General features: G+C 41.7%; 22 protein-coding genes. 9 read left to right on the top strand and 13 right to left on the bottom strand.

The annotated features are described in order from the left end of the window. Positions 1-47: 47 nt before the first annotated feature. Both LVD17_RS04110 and LVD17_RS04115 read right to left on the bottom strand, forming a co-directional pair. Positions 48-539, bottom strand: coding sequence for a hypothetical protein (locus LVD17_RS04110; protein WP_233764945.1), 492 nt, complete (start codon positions 537-539; stop codon positions 48-50). A gap of 27 nt (positions 540-566) precedes the next feature. Next, positions 567-1073 (bottom strand): DUF2628 domain-containing protein, encoded by a 507-nt coding sequence (locus LVD17_RS04115; protein ID WP_233764946.1) that lies wholly within the window; start codon positions 1071-1073, stop codon positions 567-569. Positions 1074-1289: 216 nt separating this feature from the next. Between LVD17_RS04115 and LVD17_RS04120 the strand changes: the two genes are divergently transcribed. Then, positions 1290-2108: a hypothetical protein gene (locus LVD17_RS04120; protein WP_233764947.1), complete on the top strand. Its 819-nt coding sequence runs from the start codon at positions 1290-1292 to the stop codon at positions 2106-2108. Positions 2109-2180: 72 nt separating this feature from the next. On the opposite strand, the gene LVD17_RS04125 is transcribed toward LVD17_RS04120, so the two are convergent. From LVD17_RS04125 to LVD17_RS04155, 7 genes are all read right to left on the bottom strand, one after another. Beyond that, complete coding sequence (locus tag LVD17_RS04125) at positions 2181-3245, bottom strand: branched-chain amino acid aminotransferase (protein ID WP_233764948.1); 1065 nt, start codon at positions 3243-3245, stop codon at positions 2181-2183. A gap of 82 nt (positions 3246-3327) precedes the next feature. Beyond that, positions 3328-3876 carry a cob(I)yrinic acid a,c-diamide adenosyltransferase gene (locus LVD17_RS04130; RefSeq protein ID WP_233764949.1) on the bottom strand — a complete coding sequence of 183 codons (549 nt, stop codon included), beginning with the start codon at positions 3874-3876 and terminating at the stop codon, positions 3328-3330. A gap of 12 nt (positions 3877-3888) precedes the next feature. Beyond that, entirely contained in the window at positions 3889-4602 is a 714-nt protein-coding gene (locus LVD17_RS04135; RefSeq protein ID WP_305039605.1) for an ABC transporter ATP-binding protein, read from the bottom strand. A gap of 270 nt (positions 4603-4872) precedes the next feature. Continuing rightward, the gene (locus LVD17_RS04140; protein WP_233764950.1) at positions 4873-5424 is read right to left on the bottom strand and encodes a hypothetical protein; all 552 of its coding nucleotides are present in this window, start codon (positions 5422-5424) and stop codon (positions 4873-4875) included. Next, positions 5421-6287, bottom strand: a complete 867-nt coding sequence (locus LVD17_RS04145) for an alpha/beta fold hydrolase (protein WP_233764951.1) — start codon at positions 6285-6287, stop codon at positions 5421-5423. Before LVD17_RS04145 ends, LVD17_RS04140 begins: the two co-directional genes overlap by 4 nt. A 59-nt stretch (positions 6288-6346) precedes the next feature. Then, positions 6347-6787, bottom strand: coding sequence for an acyl-CoA thioesterase (locus LVD17_RS04150; protein WP_233764952.1), 441 nt, complete (start codon positions 6785-6787; stop codon positions 6347-6349). Between the two features lie 53 nt (positions 6788-6840). Then, entirely contained in the window at positions 6841-7764 is a 924-nt protein-coding gene (locus LVD17_RS04155; protein ID WP_233764953.1) for a TetR family transcriptional regulator C-terminal domain-containing protein, read from the bottom strand. Positions 7765-7883: 119 nt separating this feature from the next. Here LVD17_RS04155 and LVD17_RS04160 point away from each other — a divergent pair, with 119 nt between their 5' ends. Further along, positions 7884-8981 carry a hypothetical protein gene (locus LVD17_RS04160; protein ID WP_233764954.1) on the top strand — a complete coding sequence of 366 codons (1098 nt, stop codon included), beginning with the start codon at positions 7884-7886 and terminating at the stop codon, positions 8979-8981. A gap of 10 nt (positions 8982-8991) precedes the next feature. Here the strand turns inward: LVD17_RS04160 and LVD17_RS04165 are convergent, their stop codons facing one another. Together LVD17_RS04165 and rnhB are read right to left on the bottom strand one after the other, a co-directional pair. Further along, complete coding sequence (locus tag LVD17_RS04165; RefSeq protein WP_233764955.1) at positions 8992-9753, bottom strand: NRDE family protein; 762 nt, start codon at positions 9751-9753, stop codon at positions 8992-8994. 40 nt (positions 9754-9793) lie between these two features. Further along, entirely contained in the window at positions 9794-10396 is a 603-nt protein-coding gene (rnhB, locus tag LVD17_RS04170; RefSeq protein WP_233764956.1) for a ribonuclease HII, read from the bottom strand. Between the two features lie 133 nt (positions 10397-10529). On the opposite strand from rnhB, the gene LVD17_RS04175 reads away from it, so the two are divergent. The 4 genes from LVD17_RS04175 to LVD17_RS04190 all read left to right on the top strand — a co-directional run bounded on the left by LVD17_RS04175 (position 10530) and on the right by LVD17_RS04190 (position 14434). Then, the gene (locus tag LVD17_RS04175) at positions 10530-11081 is read left to right on the top strand and encodes an NUDIX domain-containing protein (RefSeq protein ID WP_233764957.1); all 552 of its coding nucleotides are present in this window, start codon (positions 10530-10532) and stop codon (positions 11079-11081) included. A gap of 187 nt (positions 11082-11268) precedes the next feature. Continuing rightward, positions 11269-12630: an MATE family efflux transporter gene (locus LVD17_RS04180; RefSeq protein WP_233767926.1), complete on the top strand. Its 1362-nt coding sequence runs from the start codon at positions 11269-11271 to the stop codon at positions 12628-12630. A 157-nt stretch (positions 12631-12787) separates the two neighbouring features. Beyond that, positions 12788-13408 carry a sigma-70 family RNA polymerase sigma factor gene (locus LVD17_RS04185; protein WP_233764958.1) on the top strand — a complete coding sequence of 207 codons (621 nt, stop codon included), beginning with the start codon at positions 12788-12790 and terminating at the stop codon, positions 13406-13408. Between the two features lie 258 nt (positions 13409-13666). Next, on the top strand, positions 13667-14434 hold the full coding sequence (locus LVD17_RS04190; protein WP_233764959.1) for an acyl-CoA desaturase: 768 nt from the start codon (positions 13667-13669) through the stop codon (positions 14432-14434). A gap of 112 nt (positions 14435-14546) precedes the next feature. Here the strand turns inward: LVD17_RS04190 and LVD17_RS04195 are convergent, their stop codons facing one another. Continuing rightward, positions 14547-15191: an NUMOD4 domain-containing protein gene (locus LVD17_RS04195; protein ID WP_233764960.1), complete on the bottom strand. Its 645-nt coding sequence runs from the start codon at positions 15189-15191 to the stop codon at positions 14547-14549. Positions 15192-15355: 164 nt separating this feature from the next. Then, complete coding sequence (locus LVD17_RS04200) at positions 15356-16372, bottom strand: ABC transporter ATP-binding protein (protein ID WP_233764961.1); 1017 nt, start codon at positions 16370-16372, stop codon at positions 15356-15358. 201 nt (positions 16373-16573) lie between these two features. Here LVD17_RS04200 and LVD17_RS04205 point away from each other — a divergent pair, with 201 nt between their 5' ends. The 3 genes from LVD17_RS04205 (at position 16574) to LVD17_RS04210 (ending at position 21718) form a co-directional block, all read left to right on the top strand. Continuing rightward, entirely contained in the window at positions 16574-16861 is a 288-nt protein-coding gene (locus LVD17_RS04205; protein WP_233764962.1) for a hypothetical protein, read from the top strand. An 82-nt stretch (positions 16862-16943) separates the two neighbouring features. After that, positions 16944-17129, top strand: a complete 186-nt coding sequence (locus LVD17_RS28655; protein WP_370688827.1) for a TetR family transcriptional regulator — start codon at positions 16944-16946, stop codon at positions 17127-17129. A 278-nt stretch (positions 17130-17407) separates the two neighbouring features. After that, the gene (locus LVD17_RS04210) at positions 17408-21718 is read left to right on the top strand and encodes a two-component regulator propeller domain-containing protein (protein WP_233764963.1); all 4311 of its coding nucleotides are present in this window, start codon (positions 17408-17410) and stop codon (positions 21716-21718) included. Positions 21719-21774: the final 56 nt, after the last annotated feature.

A 21774-nucleotide genomic window follows, 5' to 3' on the forward strand; every position in this document is an offset into this window, starting at 1 on the left:
TTAGAAGCTTTTAACAAAGTCGATAGTAAAGAGTGATATACAATAAGTTAAAACTCACTTATCCTGATCCGGTATTTCCTTCCGAGCCTTACTTTTCGTTTTTTCAATAATGAAAGAAGAATACCTCCGGCTACAATAGCTGCACCGATACTGACAGCTTTTACTTCGAGCCCGGGTTCATCATGAACAATCGTTTTATTTATTTGGGCTATGACAGCAAAACCTGCTCCTCCGCGCGTCCCAATCCATGAGAAGGTATGTAGAAACCTTCCTTTAGCCCTGTCACGAACATCTATATATTCGATTTCATCAAGTAAAATTGTATTATAATGAAAGCGAATGCGATCGGGGTATAAACCTTGAATATAGGCCTTATTCCAATATTTTTCACCTTTGAGCCGGAAACGTAACATTTCACCCTCATGAAACTCATAGGTGACCGGCCTGCCAGGCCTGCTTATGAGCAACTTATCCTGAGCAAGAATTACTGAGGGTAAAACAAATGCAATTAAAAAAAGTAAAAATGGCTTGAGACTCATCTAAGCTTCAATTGCATAAAATGAAAACTACATCAACAAAGCAATAATAATAAGCACCAGGATAATAATAAAGGGTATCAAAGAAACCCCGCCTTTCGTTGCGAGCAATTCCAGACGTTTATCCTCATCGCTGGTGGCCGACAAAATTTCATGAATAGATTTCTCAGCCCTCTTCAAATAGAAGTAATTACCCGCAAACGCCCATAACATACCAAATACAAACGATGATACATAAAAAACTATTGTTTGAGCTGACTCACCTACCGAAAAACGCTCATAAATCAACCCTTCTAGAAAGCCTGAAGCGATGATGATGAAAAAAATCACCGCCCCTTCAACCCACAACTTCCTGTAGAAAAACCAGATAAAACCTATAAAAAAGGGCGCTATGTTAAAGGTAAATTTGTTGCCACTCAGATATGCTTTATACCTCTCAATATAGTAATTCGCCTGTTTCCCAAAATATGCCTGCAAATACCTTTCCTCAGGCATGGTACTTTCAGGCAGATAATTCTCATCAATTACATCGCTCATTTAAAAAAGCTTTTGAAGTTTAAAAAGTAAATCTACACATTCCTTAATGCATCACAAATGCCGCTCACAACTAAACGGCACTATTGATAATTGCGATAACAGTGCCTTTTGCAAATGAGTATTATCTCGGGTTTTGCTCCAATGTCATTCTTTCAAAACACTCACCTGCTCCTCCATGTTGATCTGAATAAACCTTTCAACTATAATCTAAACTTTATGAAAAATTTAAAATTCTTTTATGTTGTAGGCATAAACTGCCTATTGTCAATGTTATTGAGTTCGTGCCAGGAAGAGGAAAACCTGCTAAAGGAACAGGAAGTACAGTTTAGCTTCGCCGTAGTCAATTCAGGGTCAGATGTGGGAAGGTCAGGCTCCTCAGAAACAGAGAATATCAGGTACGTTTACCTTACCATCAAAGATGAAACCGGTAAAGCGGTGTATGCATGGCATACGGCACAATTGCACAAATTTGGCTCCCATTATATTACTAAGCCTCTCTTGTTAAAGGAAGGTAACTATACCATTACGAACTATGCCATCATGGATAGCGCCCGCAATTTTGTCTATGCAACGCCACGGGAGGACAGGAATATTTCTTACCTTGTTGAAGATCCCCTGCCGGTAGAATTTACCGTATCAAAAGATGACATCACCGAAGTAAAACCTGAGGTGATTCCGATCGATTTGAGTAGTGATCCTAAAGACTTTGGTTATGCCTCTTTCGGGCTAAATGAAATTGACATAGTACATGGTTATATAGCCGTTTTGACCAGAGGCGATTATGACAGGTTCATTCTGTCCAACGCGGACCTGGAAATATACGCCCGAGACTGGCAGGAACCACATTATGAACTTATAAAGGAACGCGACCTGTATGCAAAAAATAACCTTGTGACCTTTTCAAGGGCCTACAATCAATACAGGCTCCGCATTAATAAACCAGGGTACATCACTTATGAGGACGTCTTTTCTATAACTGAGCTAGGGCATTTTTACCATCGCCCTCTACAGGTTTACCTTCAGAAGGCAGAATAAGCTAAGAGCTGACGGGATTAAATAAGAAAAGGCTGCCCCAAAAGAACAGCCTTTTCTATAATTTCAAGCCAGTTATATCTTATGCAGCCAGTTAAATTTATCTTCTGCTTTACCGAGTTTTATATCATCAAGGGCTTTCAAAACTTTGTTTGAGAACTCCCTCTTTTCAACAGGTGGCAGCTGGTAGTCTGTACCATCATAGCCAATAAGCTCAATGTGTGCTATAGTAGCGGCCGTACCTGCACCGAAAGCCTCCTGAAGTCTCCCCTCTTTAGCCGCAGCTATCACTTCAGCTACTTCTACTTTTCTTTCTTCCACTTCATAGCCCCAGTCACGAGCCAGTGTAAGTACGCTGTCCCTGGTGATACCCGCCAGAATGGTATCGCCCAATGCAGGAGTGATCAGTTTGCCATCGATTACGAACATTACATTCATAGTGCCTGACTCTTCAATGTATTTATGCTCTTTACCATCAGTCCACACCAGTTGGTCATAACCCTTTTCCTGGGCAAGCCTTGCCGGGTATATGGCCGGTCCGTAGTTACAGCCTGTCTTGCAGAAGCCGCTACCACCTTCAACTGCCCTCACAAAGTGATTTTCAATCTTCACCTTCACCGGCTTGGCATAATATGCTCCCACAGGGCAAGTAATGATCATAAACTTAAAGTTTTGCGAAGGACGGATTCCAATGTAATCATCATTTGAAAACACAAACGGACGGATATAAAGTGAGGTGCCGTCCACTTCGGGCACCCAGGCCCTGTCAATGTCTAATAATGTATTCAGCGCATCAAAATAAATATTTTCAGGCAACTCTGGCATGCACATCCGGATAGCCGACTTGTTTAGTCTTTCAATATTTTTATCAGGCCTAAAGACAAATACGTCACCGTTATCATGTTTATAAGCTTTCAATCCTTCAAAAATGGAAATCCCATAATGCAGCGCGGGGCTGGCGGGACTGATTTTCAACGGCTCATAAGGCTCGACCTTGAAATTTTTCCATTGCCCATCTACATAGTCAGCCATAAACTGGTGATCTGAATAAGTTTTTCCAAACTGGATATTCTGAAAATCAACCTGGCCGATTTTAGATTGGGCAATCTTTCTAATGTCCATATTTTCTGTGGCAATCATAATTGTATTGTTATGTAACTAACACTCGTTAGGCTTTCGCAAAAGTAGTAAAATCTTTACAAGTTCAAAACGCAATATCCGCTTACATTCTTGGCTTCCAGGGTGTCTCCTCAGCGTTCAGTTCTTTTGACATCTTCCTCGAAAGTACAAAAAGATAGTCTGAAAGCCTGTTGAGGTACTGTATAACAGTAGTATGCACAGGCTCATGATCATTCAGGCCTACCACCAGGCGCTCTGCTCTGCGGCAAACGCACCTTGCTACATGGCAAAAAGAAACCGAAACATGTCCGCCGGGAAGCACAAAATTCTTCATGGGAGGTAGTTCTTCTTCCATTTTGTCAATCTCTCTTTCCAATGACTCAATATCTGCATATTGTAGTTCCGGCACCTTTACTTTGGTATTTCCGGGCTCTGTAGCCAGTATAGAACCGACAGTGAAAAGCCTGTCCTGTACTTCTACAAGAACGTCCTTCCTCTTCTCATTGACCTCCTGGTCTCTTACTAGTCCAATATATGAATTTAGTTCGTCAATAGTACCATAGGCATCAATCCTTTCGTGTGACTTTGACACTCTTGCACCTCCGAATAATGCCGTTGTACCTTTATCTCCTGTTTTTGTATATACCTTCATCCATTTTATTACTTACTGTCGCACTTCCTGACGTACCACATTTGGGTTGATTTCGTCAGTTTCCACCAGACCGTCGCGCAGCCTGATAATCCTATGGGCATAATGAGCGATATCATCTTCATGAGTTACCATTATGATAGTATTCCCACGATCATGAAGCTGCTGGAACAGATCCATGATATCATAGGATGTTTTGGAATCAAGATTACCCGTGGGTTCATCGGCCAGAATTATGCTCGGGCTATTTACCAGTGCCCTTGCTATAGCCACCCGTTGTCGCTGTCCGCCTGAAAGCTCATTAGGCTTATGATCTGCACGATCACCAAGCCCCACATTATTCAGCGCTTCCATAGCCATATCTTCGCGATCGTACCGGCCGTAGCCCGCATAGACCAATGGTAATGCCACATTCTCCAGCGAACTTGCCCGGGGCAAAAGGTTAAATGTCTGGAATACGAATCCGATTTCTTTATTACGTATCTCAGCCAGTTCATTTTCCGTCAGGTCACTTACATTGTTGTTGTTAAGTATATAACTGCCGCTGGTGGGCGTATCCAGACAGCCTATAATATTCATCAGCGTAGATTTTCCTGAGCCGGAAGGTCCCATAAAGGCCACATACTCTCCCTTGTTAATTTCAATGGAGATTGATTTTAATGCCTCTACCGTCTGATTACCCATTCGATAAATTTTCGAAATTTCGTGGGTTTCTATAATCTTTGTCATTGCGCTACTGGTGGTCTTGTCAAAAATAGGAAATAATGATATCAACCGCTAATTACGCAAGGCGGTGTTCTTTAAGATATTATTATTACTTAAACGGTCAATGAGGGGATTAAGTGAAATAAACAGAGAGGTTGTTTTAGAATTACCCGGTATATATTCCTGAAAACATTAATCCGGCCACTCAACAAACCCTGACATTTGGTCAGTACAAGCCTAAGTACAGGTAAAAAAATCGTAGAAGCAGGAACGAGGCCCCGTACCTTCGCTCCATTAGCTTTTAAACATAGGAAAGGGAGTAAACGGATGTTTGAGAATATGCTGAAATGACTTCTTCATTAATGTCATATGGAAATTATGATATGGAAAAACGTCAGTAACTTCTTCCATCAGGTCTCTGGGTACACCAAAAGTTTTGATGCCTTTGGTCACATCAATCCAGTCTGCACGCCGGAAGCTCTCTATTAATAACTGGTGTTTGCCAACATAAGCCGATCTTTTGTGATGCCAGAATATCATACCGGCTATGATTTTGGAATCGGGATAGTTTTGAAGGTACTCCTGCATGGCAAAAATAGATGGCTTCAGGTAATCAAACGTCTTATCCGTCCATATCCCGATAGCATGAAAGGCAGCTGCATAGGCAATCTGCCCTCTTATCCGTGAATTCATATGCTCCGACTTCCTGACAATGTATAGTGCATAGTGAAACACTCTGTAGACATGATTTCTGTATTTTTGGAAATCGTCTCCCAGGTGTTCTGTATAATGCTCCAGTACCTGCTCAATAACAGGCTCATTGTAGGTGATCGGAAAACTCTTCATGTAGCCGGCTCAAGTTCTGATTGTTCAAGAAACTGTAGGCATGTTTTAACTACTTCTTCATCTTTCAGTATTCTGGTATGTCCAAGCCCACTTGTAGTAACTAAACGTGCATCAGAATAAACGTCTAAAAGGGCCTCAGGGTTTTCCAGGTCAACTTCTCTGTCATCCCTGTCATAAATGAGCATCAGGTCTATCTTCCTCAGTTTCTGAGCTATATATGTGGCTGTAAATTGTTCGAAAGGCTTGCCAAATTTTTTGACCACATATGCATCAAAATAATCTTTGCACCTGCCTGATGCGCCTAATCTGTTCATAAACTCATCAACTATTTTATGGGCAAGTGTTGGTGTACTGATCATAATTAATCTGTCGGTAGGAATACCATCATGTATGGCCATCATAGAGGCCACTCCTCCTAAAGAGTGCCCTACAATCATTTTAAAACTTCCGTACCTGGCATGTAAAGCTTTGATTATCCCTGCAAACTCCATCAGATGCGACCTTTTACCATCAGATTTACCATGGCCAGTGGCATCGAAAGCAACGACCTGATAACCAGCTACATTAAACTCATCAACAAATTTCCTGAACTGAGTTCCGCGTCCCATCCAGCCGTGCACAAACAGTACGGGCGTTCCTTTCCCCCACTCATACACCTGAACCTGCTTACCTTCATAGCTGATCTTGTAGGTACTCGCCTTCCGGATCATCTCTACTTCGCCATAAGGCATCTTGTACCTTACAGGAGTGAAGAATATGCGCACAAACCATCTCTTGGCCAGCCACGGTGATATCTTTTCCACTTTCGGAAATAGCCAGCCAACGACTCTTAAAGCAATCGGAGTTTTTATTTTCTTTTTCATAGGGGCGTTTTTTTGTAGTGAGATTTTAGTGTTGAGTAGTGATATGAGGCTGGCCAGCTTTAACTGTTGATGGTCGCCTTCAGTTCGGTACGTTCCATTTTGCTCATTACAGCAGCAATCTCCTCTGGTGGAGCTACAACTTTTCTGGCCTTGAGGTCTAACCATGCACCTCTATATATCAGTTCAGCCGCAACAGCACCGTCTTCTTTATATACATAATGCTTGATCACCCACTTTCTGCCATCCGGAGAAAGCTCAATCAAATGACAATCAAAAGTTACTTTTTCAGCCAGGATAACCTCTCTCCTAAAATCAGACTGCGTACCAAATATTATCGGGCCGATGCCTAACTGCTGTAGCCTGTTAAATGGCACACCATTATCATTAAAAAATCTTATCCGTGTCTGATCTGCATAATCAAGGTATACTGTATGTCTCATGTGCATGTTAGGATCTACATCAGACCATTTTACTTCAAATTGGGTTGTATATTTTTTCATATTTTTAAGACCGTTCGGTCTGTTTGTTGATAAATTTTTTTATTTAAAGAAGATTATGGGTGCATAAAACAAGTCCTGATCTCATCAAGTACTACTTCAGTATTCTTAAAAACCTCAATCTCGGTAAAACTCAACAACCTGATCCCGAGATGAATTAAATCATCACCGTCAACACCCGTATGCATTTGTCTGGCATCCATAAGCTTTACAGCCAGTCTCTCTTCTGCACAATAAAAGTCCAGAGTGTTATCTCCAATAGTATAATTGATGCGGAAGTCCCGCCCTGCCAGTTGTTTTTCTTTTAAAAAGCCCCAAAGCGTAGCTTGTGCAGGCGTCCAATGCATGTGTTGGTTCATAGCCAATACCTGTTCCTGACCTGATATCAGAATTTTTTCTCGTATATAATTTTTGAGGTAACCGGAAGCCAGCTCGATGCATGCATAATCATCATTTACCCTGGACATGATTATAGCCCCCTCCAACGTTGCGATCAAAAGTGTGGCCACTACGTTAATATCGATGTCGGGCCTGAATTCTCCGGCATCAATTCCCTCAGCCAGTTTGATCTTTACATATTTAGTCAGTCCCTTAATTCCCTCTCTGGCTTTTTCCTTTAATTCCGGATGAGTGTTGGTAGAGTCCATAGCAGTGTTAAATATCGGACAACCACCACCTTTCACCATCGGATCTTCAATCAAAGACACAAATACATCTATTACAGAGTTGAGCTTGTCAAATGAGCTTTTGTCCTTATCAAGTCTTTCCCTAAACCTTTTCAGTACACGGCCATAATTATAGTTGAAAGCCTCAACTGCTATTTCATCTTTATTTCTAAAATGGTTATAAATACCACCCTTCTTCAGTTTTGTGGCCTCCATGATATGGCTAAGTGAGCAGCCATGATATCCATAGGTATTAAACAGCTCTGCAGATTGCTGTATTATTCTTTCCCGCGTTGATATTTCTTTTAACTCCATAACTAAAACCGACCGGTTGGTCTTAAAATTAAGAAAAGAAATAATAAAATGCAATTACCTGAATTTATAAATGCACCGTTTCTTTATAATTTTAAACATCGCATTATTACACACTTGCCATGCAGAAATTAATTTATATCCTTTTATTTTCTTTTTTAGTTATTGGTTGCTCATCAGATGACGACGAAGATACTCAAGTAACAGCATGTACTGACATGGCTTCGCCAAAGGGAAATCGTTTAATAGGCATGGACCTGCTCGATGAGACCCCTTCAAGCGACTTCTCTAACAACCTTGCACTCGCACAGAAAGCAGGCATTGACTTCATCGCTGTCCACCTGCAATGGACTGCCCTTGAACCACAACCTATGACTTACGAAGACCCCTCAGATGCCCTGGCACTATTTAATGACTTTATAGAAGCTAATGACCTGATGCTTTCTCTGACCATTCGCCCCATCGACCTGACTGGCAAGACGGTACCTGAAGACCTGGAAACCACAAGGTTCAATGACCCTGATCTTATAGCAAGGTTTAAAGCATTAATAGATTTCGTGTTTACCAGGATCGATTACAAAAGGTTAACCTCATTGCAGCTTGGCAACGAAATTGACGGTTATGATGCAAGCAATGAACATCCTGACTTTTGGAGTGATTACGGTGCTTTCCTTTCGGAGCTCAACAATCATGCAGATGTAAATTACCCCGGCCTTAAGATAGGTTTTACGGCAACTCATGAAGGCTTAACCCATGGCTCATTAAGTGATGCCGGTGTTTTTACTGCTCTGGCTGCCGTAGTCGATGTACTTGGCGTAACATATTATCCCATAAATACAGCCTTTGAAGTAGAAGCCCCTGAAGTACCTGCTACTGACCTCGCCACACTTGTATCAATTTATAAAAACACTCCTATATACCTACAGGAGGTAGGCTACCCTTCTGCCAGTGCCAACTCCAGCTCCGAACAGGTGCAGGCTCAGTTTGTTTGCCGGTTTTTCAAAGCCTGGGACACTTATGCAGCTGAAATACCTTTGGTAAACTGGGTACGGCTGCACGATGCTTCGCCAGACGGGGCCAAACAACTGGCAGGGCCATATGGACTTACAGAAGATAAATTCATAGAGTTTTTAAGGACACTCGGCCTGAGAACTTATGACGGGCAGGATAAGGCTGCCTTTGTCGTGCTACAGGAACAAACCCGGAGAAGAGGCTGGTAAATGAACTCTGCTACAATTTCATCTCAAAAACCCTGTCAGTAAAGGTAAACTCCGGAATGTTATAAGTGCGCTCCAGGTATTGCACACGATTGTCATGATCCACCAACAGTACAGTCGAGCACCGAGATCCGTAATTCGCGCTTTTGATAAACATGGGAGACAGCATGCTTTCCCTTTCGAGGCCCACGCCTGTATCCGGTAATAAATGATCAGGAGCTTTGATATCGTCATAAAGTGCATCAAATAACTGTTCAGGATCAATCCTCTCTGATTTTAGAATCGCCCTCAGTTTATTTAGTCCTTTGTCTACTTTAGGCCATTGGGTATTTAGCAAAGCATTGCTCAATCCATGATATCCACTTGTAACAGGGTGAACCCCTGCCCTGTAATTACCATAATAATAAAGTTCATCGACGGTCCCGCATACCAGGTTAAAACCATTGTACAAGTTGCCTTTCTCAGAGACCTGGTGAAGATACTTATCGGCGGTTTCATCATTTTCCAGAAAATCGGATACCAAATGCCCCCGCGAAGGAGCATTTTGTCTGATATTCTTCAGATCGCGGTAATTAGTGAGCATACTTATCTTGCCTCGTTTATTTATCCCCATCCAGGTACCTCCGGCAGTCAGGTCTCTACCTGCCAATATTGAAGGATTATCTTCCCAAAACTCGGCGGGTTCCGTAGGACGACTATAAAATTCATCACGGTTAGCTGCAACCACGAGCTTATACCCGGGATGCGTTTTGTAAGCAAATAATATCAGACACATATGCTTATATCAGTCATAAAAAAGAATCGATCCTCCCTGATTAAAGTTCAAACAATTCCAGTTGCTCCGGTAGCTGCCTGAACGACCTCCTGTGGAAATCAGTAATCCCATGAAGTTTTATGGCTTCGCGGTGTGCCACTGTAGGGTACCCCATATTACTCTGCCATTGATATTCAGGATGTTGCTTGGCTAGCTCACACATATACTCGTCGCGGTAAGTTTTGGCCAATATTGAGGCGGCAGCTATTGAGTAGTACTTGCCATCTCCTTTGATAATACATTCAAACGGAATCTCGTTATGAGCTTTATACCGGTTGCCATCTATGAGCAGCAGTTCCGGAATACTTTTTAACTGATCAACCGCACGGTTCATGGCCAGGTATGAGGCATTGAGAATATTTACCTTGTCGATCTCATGGTTATCCACAAAAGATACAGCCCAGCAAATAGCTTCCTTTTCTATTTCCAGCCTTATGGCATCGCGCTTTTTTCGAGGCAACTGTTTGGAATCATTTAATTCAGGGTGCTTATAATCCCTCGGCAAAATAACTGCTGCGGCTACAACAGGCCCTGCCAGACAGCCTCGTCCCGCTTCATCACACCCTGCTTCTAATTTACTATCTGAAAAAAATGAAAGGAGCATAAACACAAAAATAACTTTCCTTTTTAATTACTCAAGTACAATCGGTAATTACCTCACTGAGTAAAAGTTGTCATTATGAAAATTAAAACAAGCACTACCTGAATACAACCTTCGGATTTAATAGTTTTGCAGCATGGAAGAAATCAAAAATCCCTGGCAGACGCTGTCCACAGAAGAGAAGTATGATAATCCCTGGATCAATGTAGAAGAGCATCAGATCATAAATCCCGGTGGTGGCCGGGGCATCTATGGCAAGGTACATTTCAAGAATAAGGCCATCGGTATAATACCTCTTGATGACGAAGGCAATACCTGGATCGTGGGTCAGTACAGATATACTTTGGATGAATACTCATGGGAAATACCCGAAGGTGGGGGGCCTATGCATGAAGACCCCATAGTGGCTGCACAAAGGGAGCTGAAAGAGGAAACGGGCTTAGCAGCCGCCAACTGGGAAATGATCATGAAATTTCATACTTCAAATTCGGTAACAGATGAGGAAGGCCTGATTTACCTGGCCACTGATCTTACTCCGGGAGAACGGGAGCTGGAAGAATCCGAATCTGATCTTGTCTTGAAAAAACTTCCGTTTAAAGAGGTATTACGCATGGTGATGGACCAGGAAATAACCGATAGCATGAGTGTTGCAGGTATATTGAAGGTTGCCAGAATGAAAGGTTACTGATTTTTCCAAACAAAAGACACTTGCCTTCGTAAACCTTTTAATTCCCGGAGGTGATTTGTATTGCCTCAAAAGTAATTATACAATCAGCCAAAACCTGTTAGTAGTATCTTTTACCTGATCTTATTTTAGGAGACGGCAGGTGGTACTTTTTAAAGAGCAAGTGCTCAACCATGCCAAAGGCAATACCATGACGAAACAAAACTACATAGAACATCTCAAAAAGAATTTCTTCCTGGCATATCCGGTTATGCTCAGCCAGCTGGGCCATATGATGGTCAATGTAGCGGATAGTGTAATGGTAGGGCAGTTGGGTGCCTTACCCTTGGCAGGAGCTTCACTGGCCAATGTTATTTTTCATCTTTTACTGATGTTTGGTATAGGTGTGTCTTATGCTGTAACCCCTCTGGTAGCTGCTGCAGATGGTGCCAACGACAAGAAAAAATCAGGTGAGTTATTAAAACATGCCCTGCTGATCAATACCATTACCGGTATCATACTGTTTATAATAATTTCGCTTGGGAGTCGCGGACTTTACTACCTAAATCAGCCTCAGGATGTTGTGGACATGGCTTTACCTTACCTCAACATCGTCACTTTGTCTATGATCCCGCTTATGCTTTTTCAGACTTTCAGGCAGTTTGCAGAGGGTCTCTCTTATACCAAGCAGGCTATGATCATTGTTATCGGATCAAACCTGATCAATGTTGTGCTCAACTATATTTTCATATATGGAAAACTCGGCATGGAACCCATGGGCTTAAATGGTGCCGGGTGGGCATCATTCATTGCCCGGATCATCCTCGCCATCTGGATCGCTGTTTACATCTATATGGGGCACAACTTCAAGCCTTATCGTCCGGGGTTTGCCATTGGCAGGTACAGCAAAATGATGTTAAGAAAGTTGCTAAGCCTGGGGCTGCCCGCGGGGTTCCAGTTTATATTTGAAGTAGGTGCATTCGGGTTTGCTGTGATCATGATCGGCTGGATCGGTACGGAAGCCCTTGCTGCCCACCAAATTGCTATTAACCTGGCTGCGATCAGCTATATGATGGCTTCCGGGCTCTCTGCTGCTGCTACGGTTCGGGTAGGCAACCAGTTGGGGCAAAAAGATATTCCGTCGCTGCGTGCAGCAGCATTTACCATCTACGGTATGGTGGTGGTATTTATGGCTGCTTGTGCTACTGTATTTATAACCGGAAGATACTTTCTTCCTTCGTTGTACATTGACGATGCTGATGTAATACAAACAGCTTCCACCCTGCTGATCATTGCAGGTTTCTTCCAGATCTCAGATGGTGTGCAGGTAGTAAGTCTGGGTGCATTGCGCGGGCTTGCTGATGTAAAAATACCTACTGCTCTTACCTTCATTGCTTATTGGGTGCTGGCGCTTCCTTTGGGATATTACCTTGGCTTCAAAATGGAAATGGGTGCTGAGGGTGTATGGTATGGCCTTTTAATCGGCTTATCGATAGTAGCCGTTGTTATGTTCTGGAGATTCAATTTTCTCACAAAGCGCCTGGCTGCAACCGGACAGATAATCAAATCATAATCTTCCGGGATCAGCTTTATTGCAGCATATTTTTACAACAATAAATGGGATTATCCGGAAGTATAAAAAGAAAGCCCGCAATAAACCGCTAACAATACTCAATTAATACTGTTAAGTATAGTATCTTGTACCGTTATACATTGTACCTTTGTTGATAATGAACCAAAGCCAGGCCATAGCACTATATCAACCGCTGTTACAACAGATTGCCTTAAAAATGGTAGGATCGCTCGCCGATGCGGAAGATATTGTGCAGGATACTTTCCTGAAATGGCTAAGTGCCAATACCGAAAAGATCGAAAATACAAAAGCTTATCTTATCAAAGCAGTCACTAATAATTGTATTAACCACCTGGAGGCTTTGAAACGAAAAAAAGATGAGTGTCTGCAAAATCTTAACCCTTCCGAATTGATCGACTGGTATAAGGAAAAGGAGTTTTTCAGGTTCGACATGGAAAATGAGGTTTCGGCAGCGCTTAATATTATTCAAAAAAAACTGGAGCCGCTGGAAAAGGGTATTTTCGTCTTAAGAGAGTTATTTGATTTTGACTATGACGAACTTCAGCACATCTTTGACAAGAAAAAGGAAAATTGCAGACAGCTTTTTAGCCGGGCAAAAGGTAAGTTGTCGGAAGAAGCTGGAAAAATCAAAACAGACACATCTAACCACTCCATTATAGATAACTTTAAGAAAGCCTGCAATTTCGGCTCGCCATCTGATTTTATCAAAGAGGTAAAAAGAGAAATAAACTTAAAGTTAGGTAATTCACCGGCCTAATTCATTTCATTTTTTAGCTGCAGAAAACAACTAACAAAAAAAAGTAACTTTTTTTGTCACAAACCTTAGTCATACTTGTCTATGTAAAGAGAGAGGTATTTTCAAATATCCGGGCATTATTTCAAACCTGATCTGTAATTCTCCGAATGACAGTAACATCAAAAGGGAGAATCTGTAAGGTTAGGGATAGAATGATAACTCAGGAATGTGAAATGGCTCCTTGACAATTAAAAATCTTAATAACTAGAAAAATCCCAAATGGAAGTCATACTTATCTTCTTTATAGCACACTGGTATCTGTCACTTTTCTTTCAGACCTTCTTTTTGCACAGGTATGCGGCACATAAATCATTCACCATGAGTAAATCATGGGAAAAAGTATTTTTTGTTCTTACCTGGCTATTTCAGGGCTCTAATTACCTGAGTGCCTATGGTTATGGTATTATGCATCGCATGCACCATGCCTTCGCAGATACCCCTAATGATCCGCATTCGCCAAAATACGACGAAAGCTTGTTTAAAATGATGTGGAAGACCAAAACCATCTATTCGGGCATCACCAATAAAACTATTAAAGTTGATGACCGCTTCACACGTGACATACCGGAATGGACAGCTTTTGATAAATTCGCCCGCTCATGGGTATCGCGCCTTATGTGGGGAGCAGTGTATGTGTTTATTTATTGGCAGTTTGCCACCGTATGGTGGCTGTGGCTACTACTTCCTGTTCAGTTTCTGATGTCTCCTGTTCATGGTGCTATCATCAATTGGTTCGCCCATAAGTATGGGTACACCAACTTTAAGGTAGGTGATACCTCAAAAAATTTCCTGCCTGTGGATTTTCTTATGATGGGTGAAAGCTACCATAACAACCACCATAAGCATGGTGACAGGGCCAACTTTGGCGTAAGATGGCATGAAATTGACCCTACCTATCAGGTGATCAGGTTATTTGACAAGCTGGGAATTATTAAGTTGGTCAGAAACAAGGAGGTACGTCTGGCTGAAGTAAAAAAGGCCGCATAGAGAGGCCCCTTTCTAAAAGATTTTGAACATCCGAAGTTTCGAAACTTCGGATGTTTTATTTTACAGCTACTTCAAGAGTTTCTTACAGACCAAAACGGCAATAGCAGTTTTCTCAATCCATGTACTTCCACACTACTCCCTTATAGTGTGGCTTTCTTCCTTTTGCCACATCCAGAATATGATCATATTGAAAACCGGATGATCTGGCCGCCTCTGCAAGGCTTTCATAAGCCTTCACCAGATTGCCTTTCCGGTTAAATCTTCCAACTTTTCTTCTGTTTCCACCTATTTTTTTAAATGTACTGCGATCCGCATAGGAAAGGTAAGAGAGGGTACGGTTACAATCGGTAACACGTTTCTGCTTAACAGACATCGGGACCATCATCAGGTTCTCCACACAATTATTAAAGCCATCGTGATCGATATTGATAACACACTGTTTAGGATCCAGCTCACCAACAAAAGCCTGGTATACTATCCTCCTCACCTGCACGTCGTAGCGCTTGTTTTCTTTGGAAATAGCAGCACGCAAGGCGTAAGTGTGGTCCTTAGTGAACTTATTAAAATATTTATAAATAGTCTGGCTCAGCACCTTTGAAGGCACAAGCAACGGCTTCCCGCTTTTATGCCTGACATAGCGATCAAGGGATTTAATCCTGCCGAGGCTGGAAACAGCATAATAGTCCTCAAATTCTTTAAGGGGTCTCCATTCCTCTCCCGGCAAATCCCCAAGAGATTTTATTTGATAAGGGTACAAGGTTAATTAGGTTTAGTTTACGTCATGTAAACATAAAACTCATTAACAAAAAATCATATCCTTAAATGCATTTTATGCATAATAAGCCAGAAAGAAGTGCAAAAAACTATACATATGAGTGATGTTTGATGAGAAAGACGCATTTATCCCTGGATTTGAAGGGGTTATACTTCCAGAAAATGAATACTATCCGGATGGATTTTGAGGCAAAGCCGGTCACCTGATCTATAGCGTTCATTTGAATTTAGCTTCACCGTCACCCCTTCAACCTCTACTTCGAGTTCATAGTTGTCTCCCATATAAGCACAGTCCATGACTACCCCCATACACATCTTGTTCTCCGGCTTACAAATGCTAACTCTTCCGGGACGAAAGCAGGTTTTTTGACTTCCTGAGAAGCGCGGATCATTCCCCAGGTCCGGAAAAACTTTAAATAGGTCATCCGGAGACAAAATATTAACATTACCAAATAAATATGCTACATATTCGTCGACAGGTTTCTCATAGACGGTCTGCGGTTTATCCATCTGTACAATCTTCCCTTCTCTCATAACCGCAATTTTATCGGATAGGGACAGTGCATCTTTTACATCGTGGGTAACAAAAATTAATGTATCTCCATCTTTACGGGCCTGGCGAATTACTTTATAACGGATTTCATCTTTGAGCATAATGTCAAGGCTACTAAAAGGCTCATCGAGCAATAGTAGTGCTGGTTCCTCAGCCAAAGCGCTGGCTAGTGCGGCCCTCTGCTGCTGCCCTCCCGAAAGCTCTCCGGGCCGTTTGTGCTCCAGACCGCTCAACCTGAACAGGTCAATGAGATGATTCAGCCTTTCATCCTGGAACTCCTGAACATATCCTCGCAGATTATACCCTATGTTCTCAATTATAGTATGCTTAGGCATCAGCCGAAGGTTCTGCGCCAACATCTTAATTCCGGGATGGCCGGGTACGAGGTTATGCGAAGGCCCTGTAACCAATTTATCCATAAACCTAACCTCGCCTTCAGCTGCATCTTCAAAACCTCCGATAATTTTAAGCAAGGTAGTCTTCCCCGAGCCATTCTCACCCACTATTGAAAGTATCTCTCCCTCCTGCAGGTCGAAGGTTACATTATCTACAGCGGCCAGGCTTTGACCAGGATATTTTCCGGATACATTGGAAAGACTTAAAAACGGCATCCGCAAATATAGACAACATTGTTTTAGTCTACGCTGAGTACACTTCCCGGACACCGATAATTTGTGTTTATACAAAAGACAAATAGGTGACAAAAATATAAATCTTCTGATTATAAATTATTGATTTTCGTTATATTAGAGATCAGACCAATCGCAATACATGTCTGAAACAGTCTTTTGTATAACTAAAATTTTATATCTATGGGCGGCGGCGGAGCACTTGATGCAATGAACAAATCCCTGAAACAAAACAGGGCAATGATGAATAGCGGGGCAGGTTTTGAGAGGAGAAAAAATTCCTTTTACTCTACAGGGACCAGAAAAAAGTGGACTTTTAAGAAAGCAACGCCTGCACAACTACAGCAAATCAATCTCAAAATGAGTGAGCTGAAAAAAGCTGATCTGCGCCGCAAGGCCATTGTACTCATGCTGTCTGGCATAGTGTCCGTTGCACTTATCTGGGCAGTGCTTACTTTCTTCGGTTTCTAAATCCTAACAGCAAGCTGTACTCATTTAATTATAGTTTTGCATAGCAGATTGTTGTTTTTTAATTAATACGCAATAAACATTCATAGCAACTGCTCTCAAGCTATCCTCAACTACAGGAAGCCGAGCCACCTCGATGGCTCAAACAATTGAGTCCAGCGGTATGTTGAAAGATACATTTTATCATTATTTCAAAACCAGAAAGAGCTCTATGACTCGACCTGACTTGACCTTGAAAATCTTTCCCTCACAAAAACAAAGGCAGTTATAACAGTTTTTCATCAAATTTTCATAAAAACGGACAGGTGCTCCTGATATTTTTAGTTACTCTTCTGATCCTATCATCAGGTCCCGGTTTTAGAATTACAAATCAGGAAGCTCTACGCAAAGCTGGGCTGGCAGCCTTACCTATTTTCAACAGATAGTAGTCATTTTTTTATTTTATGAATCATAAGGTACATCCCTATGATCTGCGAAAATCGGCACCTCTGTACATCTCAGACACGAATTTGTATATTGTAATTACTGGTTGGCTAATAACAATGCAATATGTATCTGAAAAAATTATTGTTTACGGCTACCCTTTTATGTTTTGGCATACTGGTCTGCCCGGGCCAGCATAAAGAATTAAAGTTCAAAAGGTTCAACAGCGAATCGGGCTTATCAAGCAGTAAATCCACCTGTTTTGCCCAGACTCCGGATGGTTATTTATGGATTGGCACAACCGATGGTTTAAACCGGTTTGACGGACACACCTTCAAAACATTTCGAAACGACCCGGACGATTCACTTTCTTTATGCGATAATTACATAAGTACTTTATTCGTAGATCATCTTGGAAAATTATGGGTTGGCACCCTGAATAACGGCCTGAGCTTGTATAATGAAAAAACCGGCACCTTCCACCACCATGGTTCAGAAGTACACGACCCTTCTACACTGAGCAGCCACTACGTAACCAGTATTACCGAAGATGCCGACAAAAATCTCTGGGTAGGCACGATCATGGGCTTAAACCGCTATGATCGGAACTCTGATGAATTTCAACGCTATTTTCATGAAATAACAGTAAGTATTTTTCAACAAACGATCGACAGTCTGACTATTAAAAAGACTCCTCCTCATATTGTTCAAACCCTCTCCCAACTGACAGGTGTGGAGTTTCAAAATGAAAGGGCTTTATTCAGAGTTCTGGGAAAAAAACTTACCAATAAAGAATTAACATATTATAAACCTGAAATACTTAAATACTCGGGACTAAAAGCTACGGCCGATCACATAAGAGCACTACAACCAGATAGCATAGGAAATCTCTGGATTGGTTATGAAAAAGAGGGGCTTGGCTATTTCAATCCTAAAACAAATCGGTTAAGCATTTATAAAAAAGACGAGAACGACCCACAAAGTATCTGTAGCAATGAAATTTCAAGCCTTGCTCTGGACAATACGGGGCTTTGGATAGGATCACGAGACGGGAATCTGTGTAAACTTAATCCACAATCACACCAGTTCACCCATTATGATTTGCCGGAAAGTTCATCGAACATAGAATCTCTTAAAACAGACAGTCGTGGTACACTTTGGGTTGGAGATAGCTACGGTTTATGTGTATATAGTAAGGCTGAGCAGAAATTTAACAGATACCAGCATAACGAAAACGATAAATACAGCTTATCATCTACGGCGGTAAAAGCCATTTTTGAAGATGATCAGAACAACATGTGGATAGGTTGTACTCAGGGAGGCATCAATCTGACACTTGGCAATATCCCGTTCACCCACCTTAAGCACCACCCTGATATGCCCGGATCACTCTCAAAAAACAGTGTATCCAGCGTACTTGAAGATAGCAAGGGTAATATCTGGATCGGATATTATACCATGGGACTTGATATTTATAATCCTACTACCCATGAAGTTACTCATTTGGCTCATGATCCGGATATGCCCGGCAGCTTAGGCAAAGGCACTGTTTTCGAAATATTTGAGGATTCGGATGGAAATATCTGGATAGGTACTTATGAAGGAGGGCTGCAAACGTTTGTACCAAAACAAAACAAGTTTGTAACGTATAAACATGACCCTGATAACCTTAAAACTATTAGCGGCAATGATGTCCGGGCTATAGCAGAAGATGCGGATGGAACATTATGGCTAGCTGTTCATGGCCAGGGTGTAAATGCATTTGACAGAAAAAATAAGACATTTAAGAGCTATAAAGCTGATTACCTTAACTGGCAAAATTCATTATCCAATGACTGGGTGTACACACTTTATATTGACAGGGAACAAAACGTATGGGTAGGCAGCGTATTCGGGTTAAGTGTTTTGAAACACGGCAGGAATCAATTTGTAAGTTATACTAAGGAAAACAGAAATCTAAGCCACAATAATGTAAGAGCGATATTGGAGGACGGCAATAAAAACTTATGGATTGGTACTGATAATGGGCTGAATTTATTTGATAAGGAAACGACCCGGTTTTCCTCTTTCTTTTGCAAAGATGGATTACCTAACAATACCATTCATGGTATACTTGAAGATGCCAAAAAACAGTTATGGGTAAGTACAAACCATGGGTTGGCCAGGTTTAGTCCTGAAAAAAACACTTTTACCAATTATGATATTCTTGACGGGTTACAATCCAATGAGTTTTTTCCCGGTGCATGCTATAAAGGCCAATCAGGCACACTTTACTTCGGTGGTATTAATGGAGTTACTCTTTTTCAGCCTGAACAGGTCAAAGAAGATTCATCAATCATCAACATAAAGCTTACGGGATTAAACTTGTTTAACCGCCCGGTAAAGCCCGGCCAGAAACCTCTGGAGCACACTCTGGATCAAACCAGCCATCTTCTTCTGGAGTATGATCAAAACATGATCACTTTCTTATTTTCAGGGTTGGCGTTCAAAAACCCTGAAAAAATTCAGTATGCCTACATGCTGGAGGGCTTCGATAGCGAGTGGAATTATGTTGGGAATAAAAAAGAAGCCACTTATACCAATCTGGACCCTGGCAAGTACACTTTAAAAGTGATGGCTACCGCCGGTAATGGGGAGTGGCTCCCCCATGTAAGGTCTTTGAAGGTGACAATCCTTAAACCTGTATGGCAGACCGTCCCTGCATACCTGCTTTACGGTGTCATAATACTGGGATTGATTTATTACTATAAACAAGCGGCCGTTTCCAGGGAGAGATTTAAAAACAAGGTGGAGATGCAAAAATTGGAAATCAAAAAAGCACATGAAATTGATATGATGAAACTGAACTTCTTCACAAATATATCTCACGAATTTCGCACACCCCTAACTTTAATTTTAGATCCTGTCAACCGGCTGCTAACCCAAAGAGGATGTATGTCGGATACAGAACAGGAAAACCATTTCCAAATATTAAGGTCAAATACCCAAAGATTGCTCAGGCTTGTTAACCAGCTCCTGGATATATCAGCCATAGATTCCGGGCAGGCCAGACTTGCCATAAGTAAGCATGACATTGTGGAGTTTTGTCAGTCAATCACAGAAACTTTCTTATTTGCCGCCAGCCTGAGAGAAATAGAATTACGATTTTCCTGCAACAAAGAGTCAGAGTGTGTATTTTTTGATACGGATATACTTGAAAAAGCATTAACAAACCTGCTATCCAATGCTCTTAAATTTACGCCAAAGGCAGGTCAGGTTTCTCTACAACTATTCATTACTGATCAAAGCAATCCTGAATGTCCTGATCATATTAAGACGTCTTCCCAGTCATGCCAGTTTATTAAATTGACTGTAGCTGATAATGGTCCGGGGATTGCCGAAGAATATCAGGCCAAAATATTCGAAAAGTTCTTTAAAGCCCAAAACCACAGATCTGGATCAGGTATTGGGCTGGCCCTGACTAAACAACTGGTTGAACACCACTACGGTGCCATAGAAGTACATAGCTTACCCGGCGAGGGCTGTAATTTCACCATGTGGATTCCTGTATCCGAAGAAAGGTATATACCCGGTGATATTGTCGTAAAACAGGGTAAGGACCGGTACCCAGGAGAAATATTACAGCATGATCTGCCATATAGAAGCCATGCAGAAACCACAAGCATGGAGACAATCTCCGGCCGACCAACTTTATTACTGGTTGAGGATCATGATGACCTGAGAAAATACATTAAAATGCATTTAAAACATGAATACCTAGTATATGAAACTGATTCTGCAGAAAATGCACTTAAACTAGCTGCAGAATTAAACCCCGACCTAATCATTGCGGATGTGATGTTGCCATACATGAACGGCCTGGAGCTTTGTCACAAAATCAAAAGCAATACCTCTACCAGGCACCTGCCGGTTATTTTACTCACCTCACGGGCCTCAAGTGAAAATGAACTGGAAGGCTTTCAAACGGGAGCCAGTGACTACATCAGCAAACCCTTTGATGTGCTCTTGCTCAAAGCCAGGATCAAAAATGTTCTGGCCCTAAAACAACCATTAAAAGATAAGCTGAACCACGATCCTGATTTTGAACCGCTGGATATAGTCCCGCAAAGCCTCCAGGACAGAGGCTTCTTCCAGGAATTGGTCAAAACCATCCATGAGCATGTAGCTGATGAAAGTTTCAGCCCTGAAAAGCTTGCGGACAAGATGAATTTAAGCCGGTCTCAGCTTTACAAGAAAGTCAAGGGACTTACAGGGCTCTCCGTAAGTATTCTTATCAGGAATATTCGTCTCAAAAAAGCCAGCAAACTCCTGAAAACACAGGACCTGAGTATCTCCGAGGTAGCCTATGAAGTGGGCTTCAGCGACCCGGGATATTTTACCAAGTGTTTTAAAGAAATGTACTCCTGTCCTCCGTCAGAATACCTGAACAGCCATTGATCAGCTTAAAAATCCACGCAATCTATGCTACAATAGTCCCAGTCACGAGACAATAA

The organism is Fulvivirga ulvae (assembly GCF_021389975.1).
GTDB lineage: Bacteria > Bacteroidota > Bacteroidia > Cytophagales > Cyclobacteriaceae > Fulvivirga > Fulvivirga ulvae.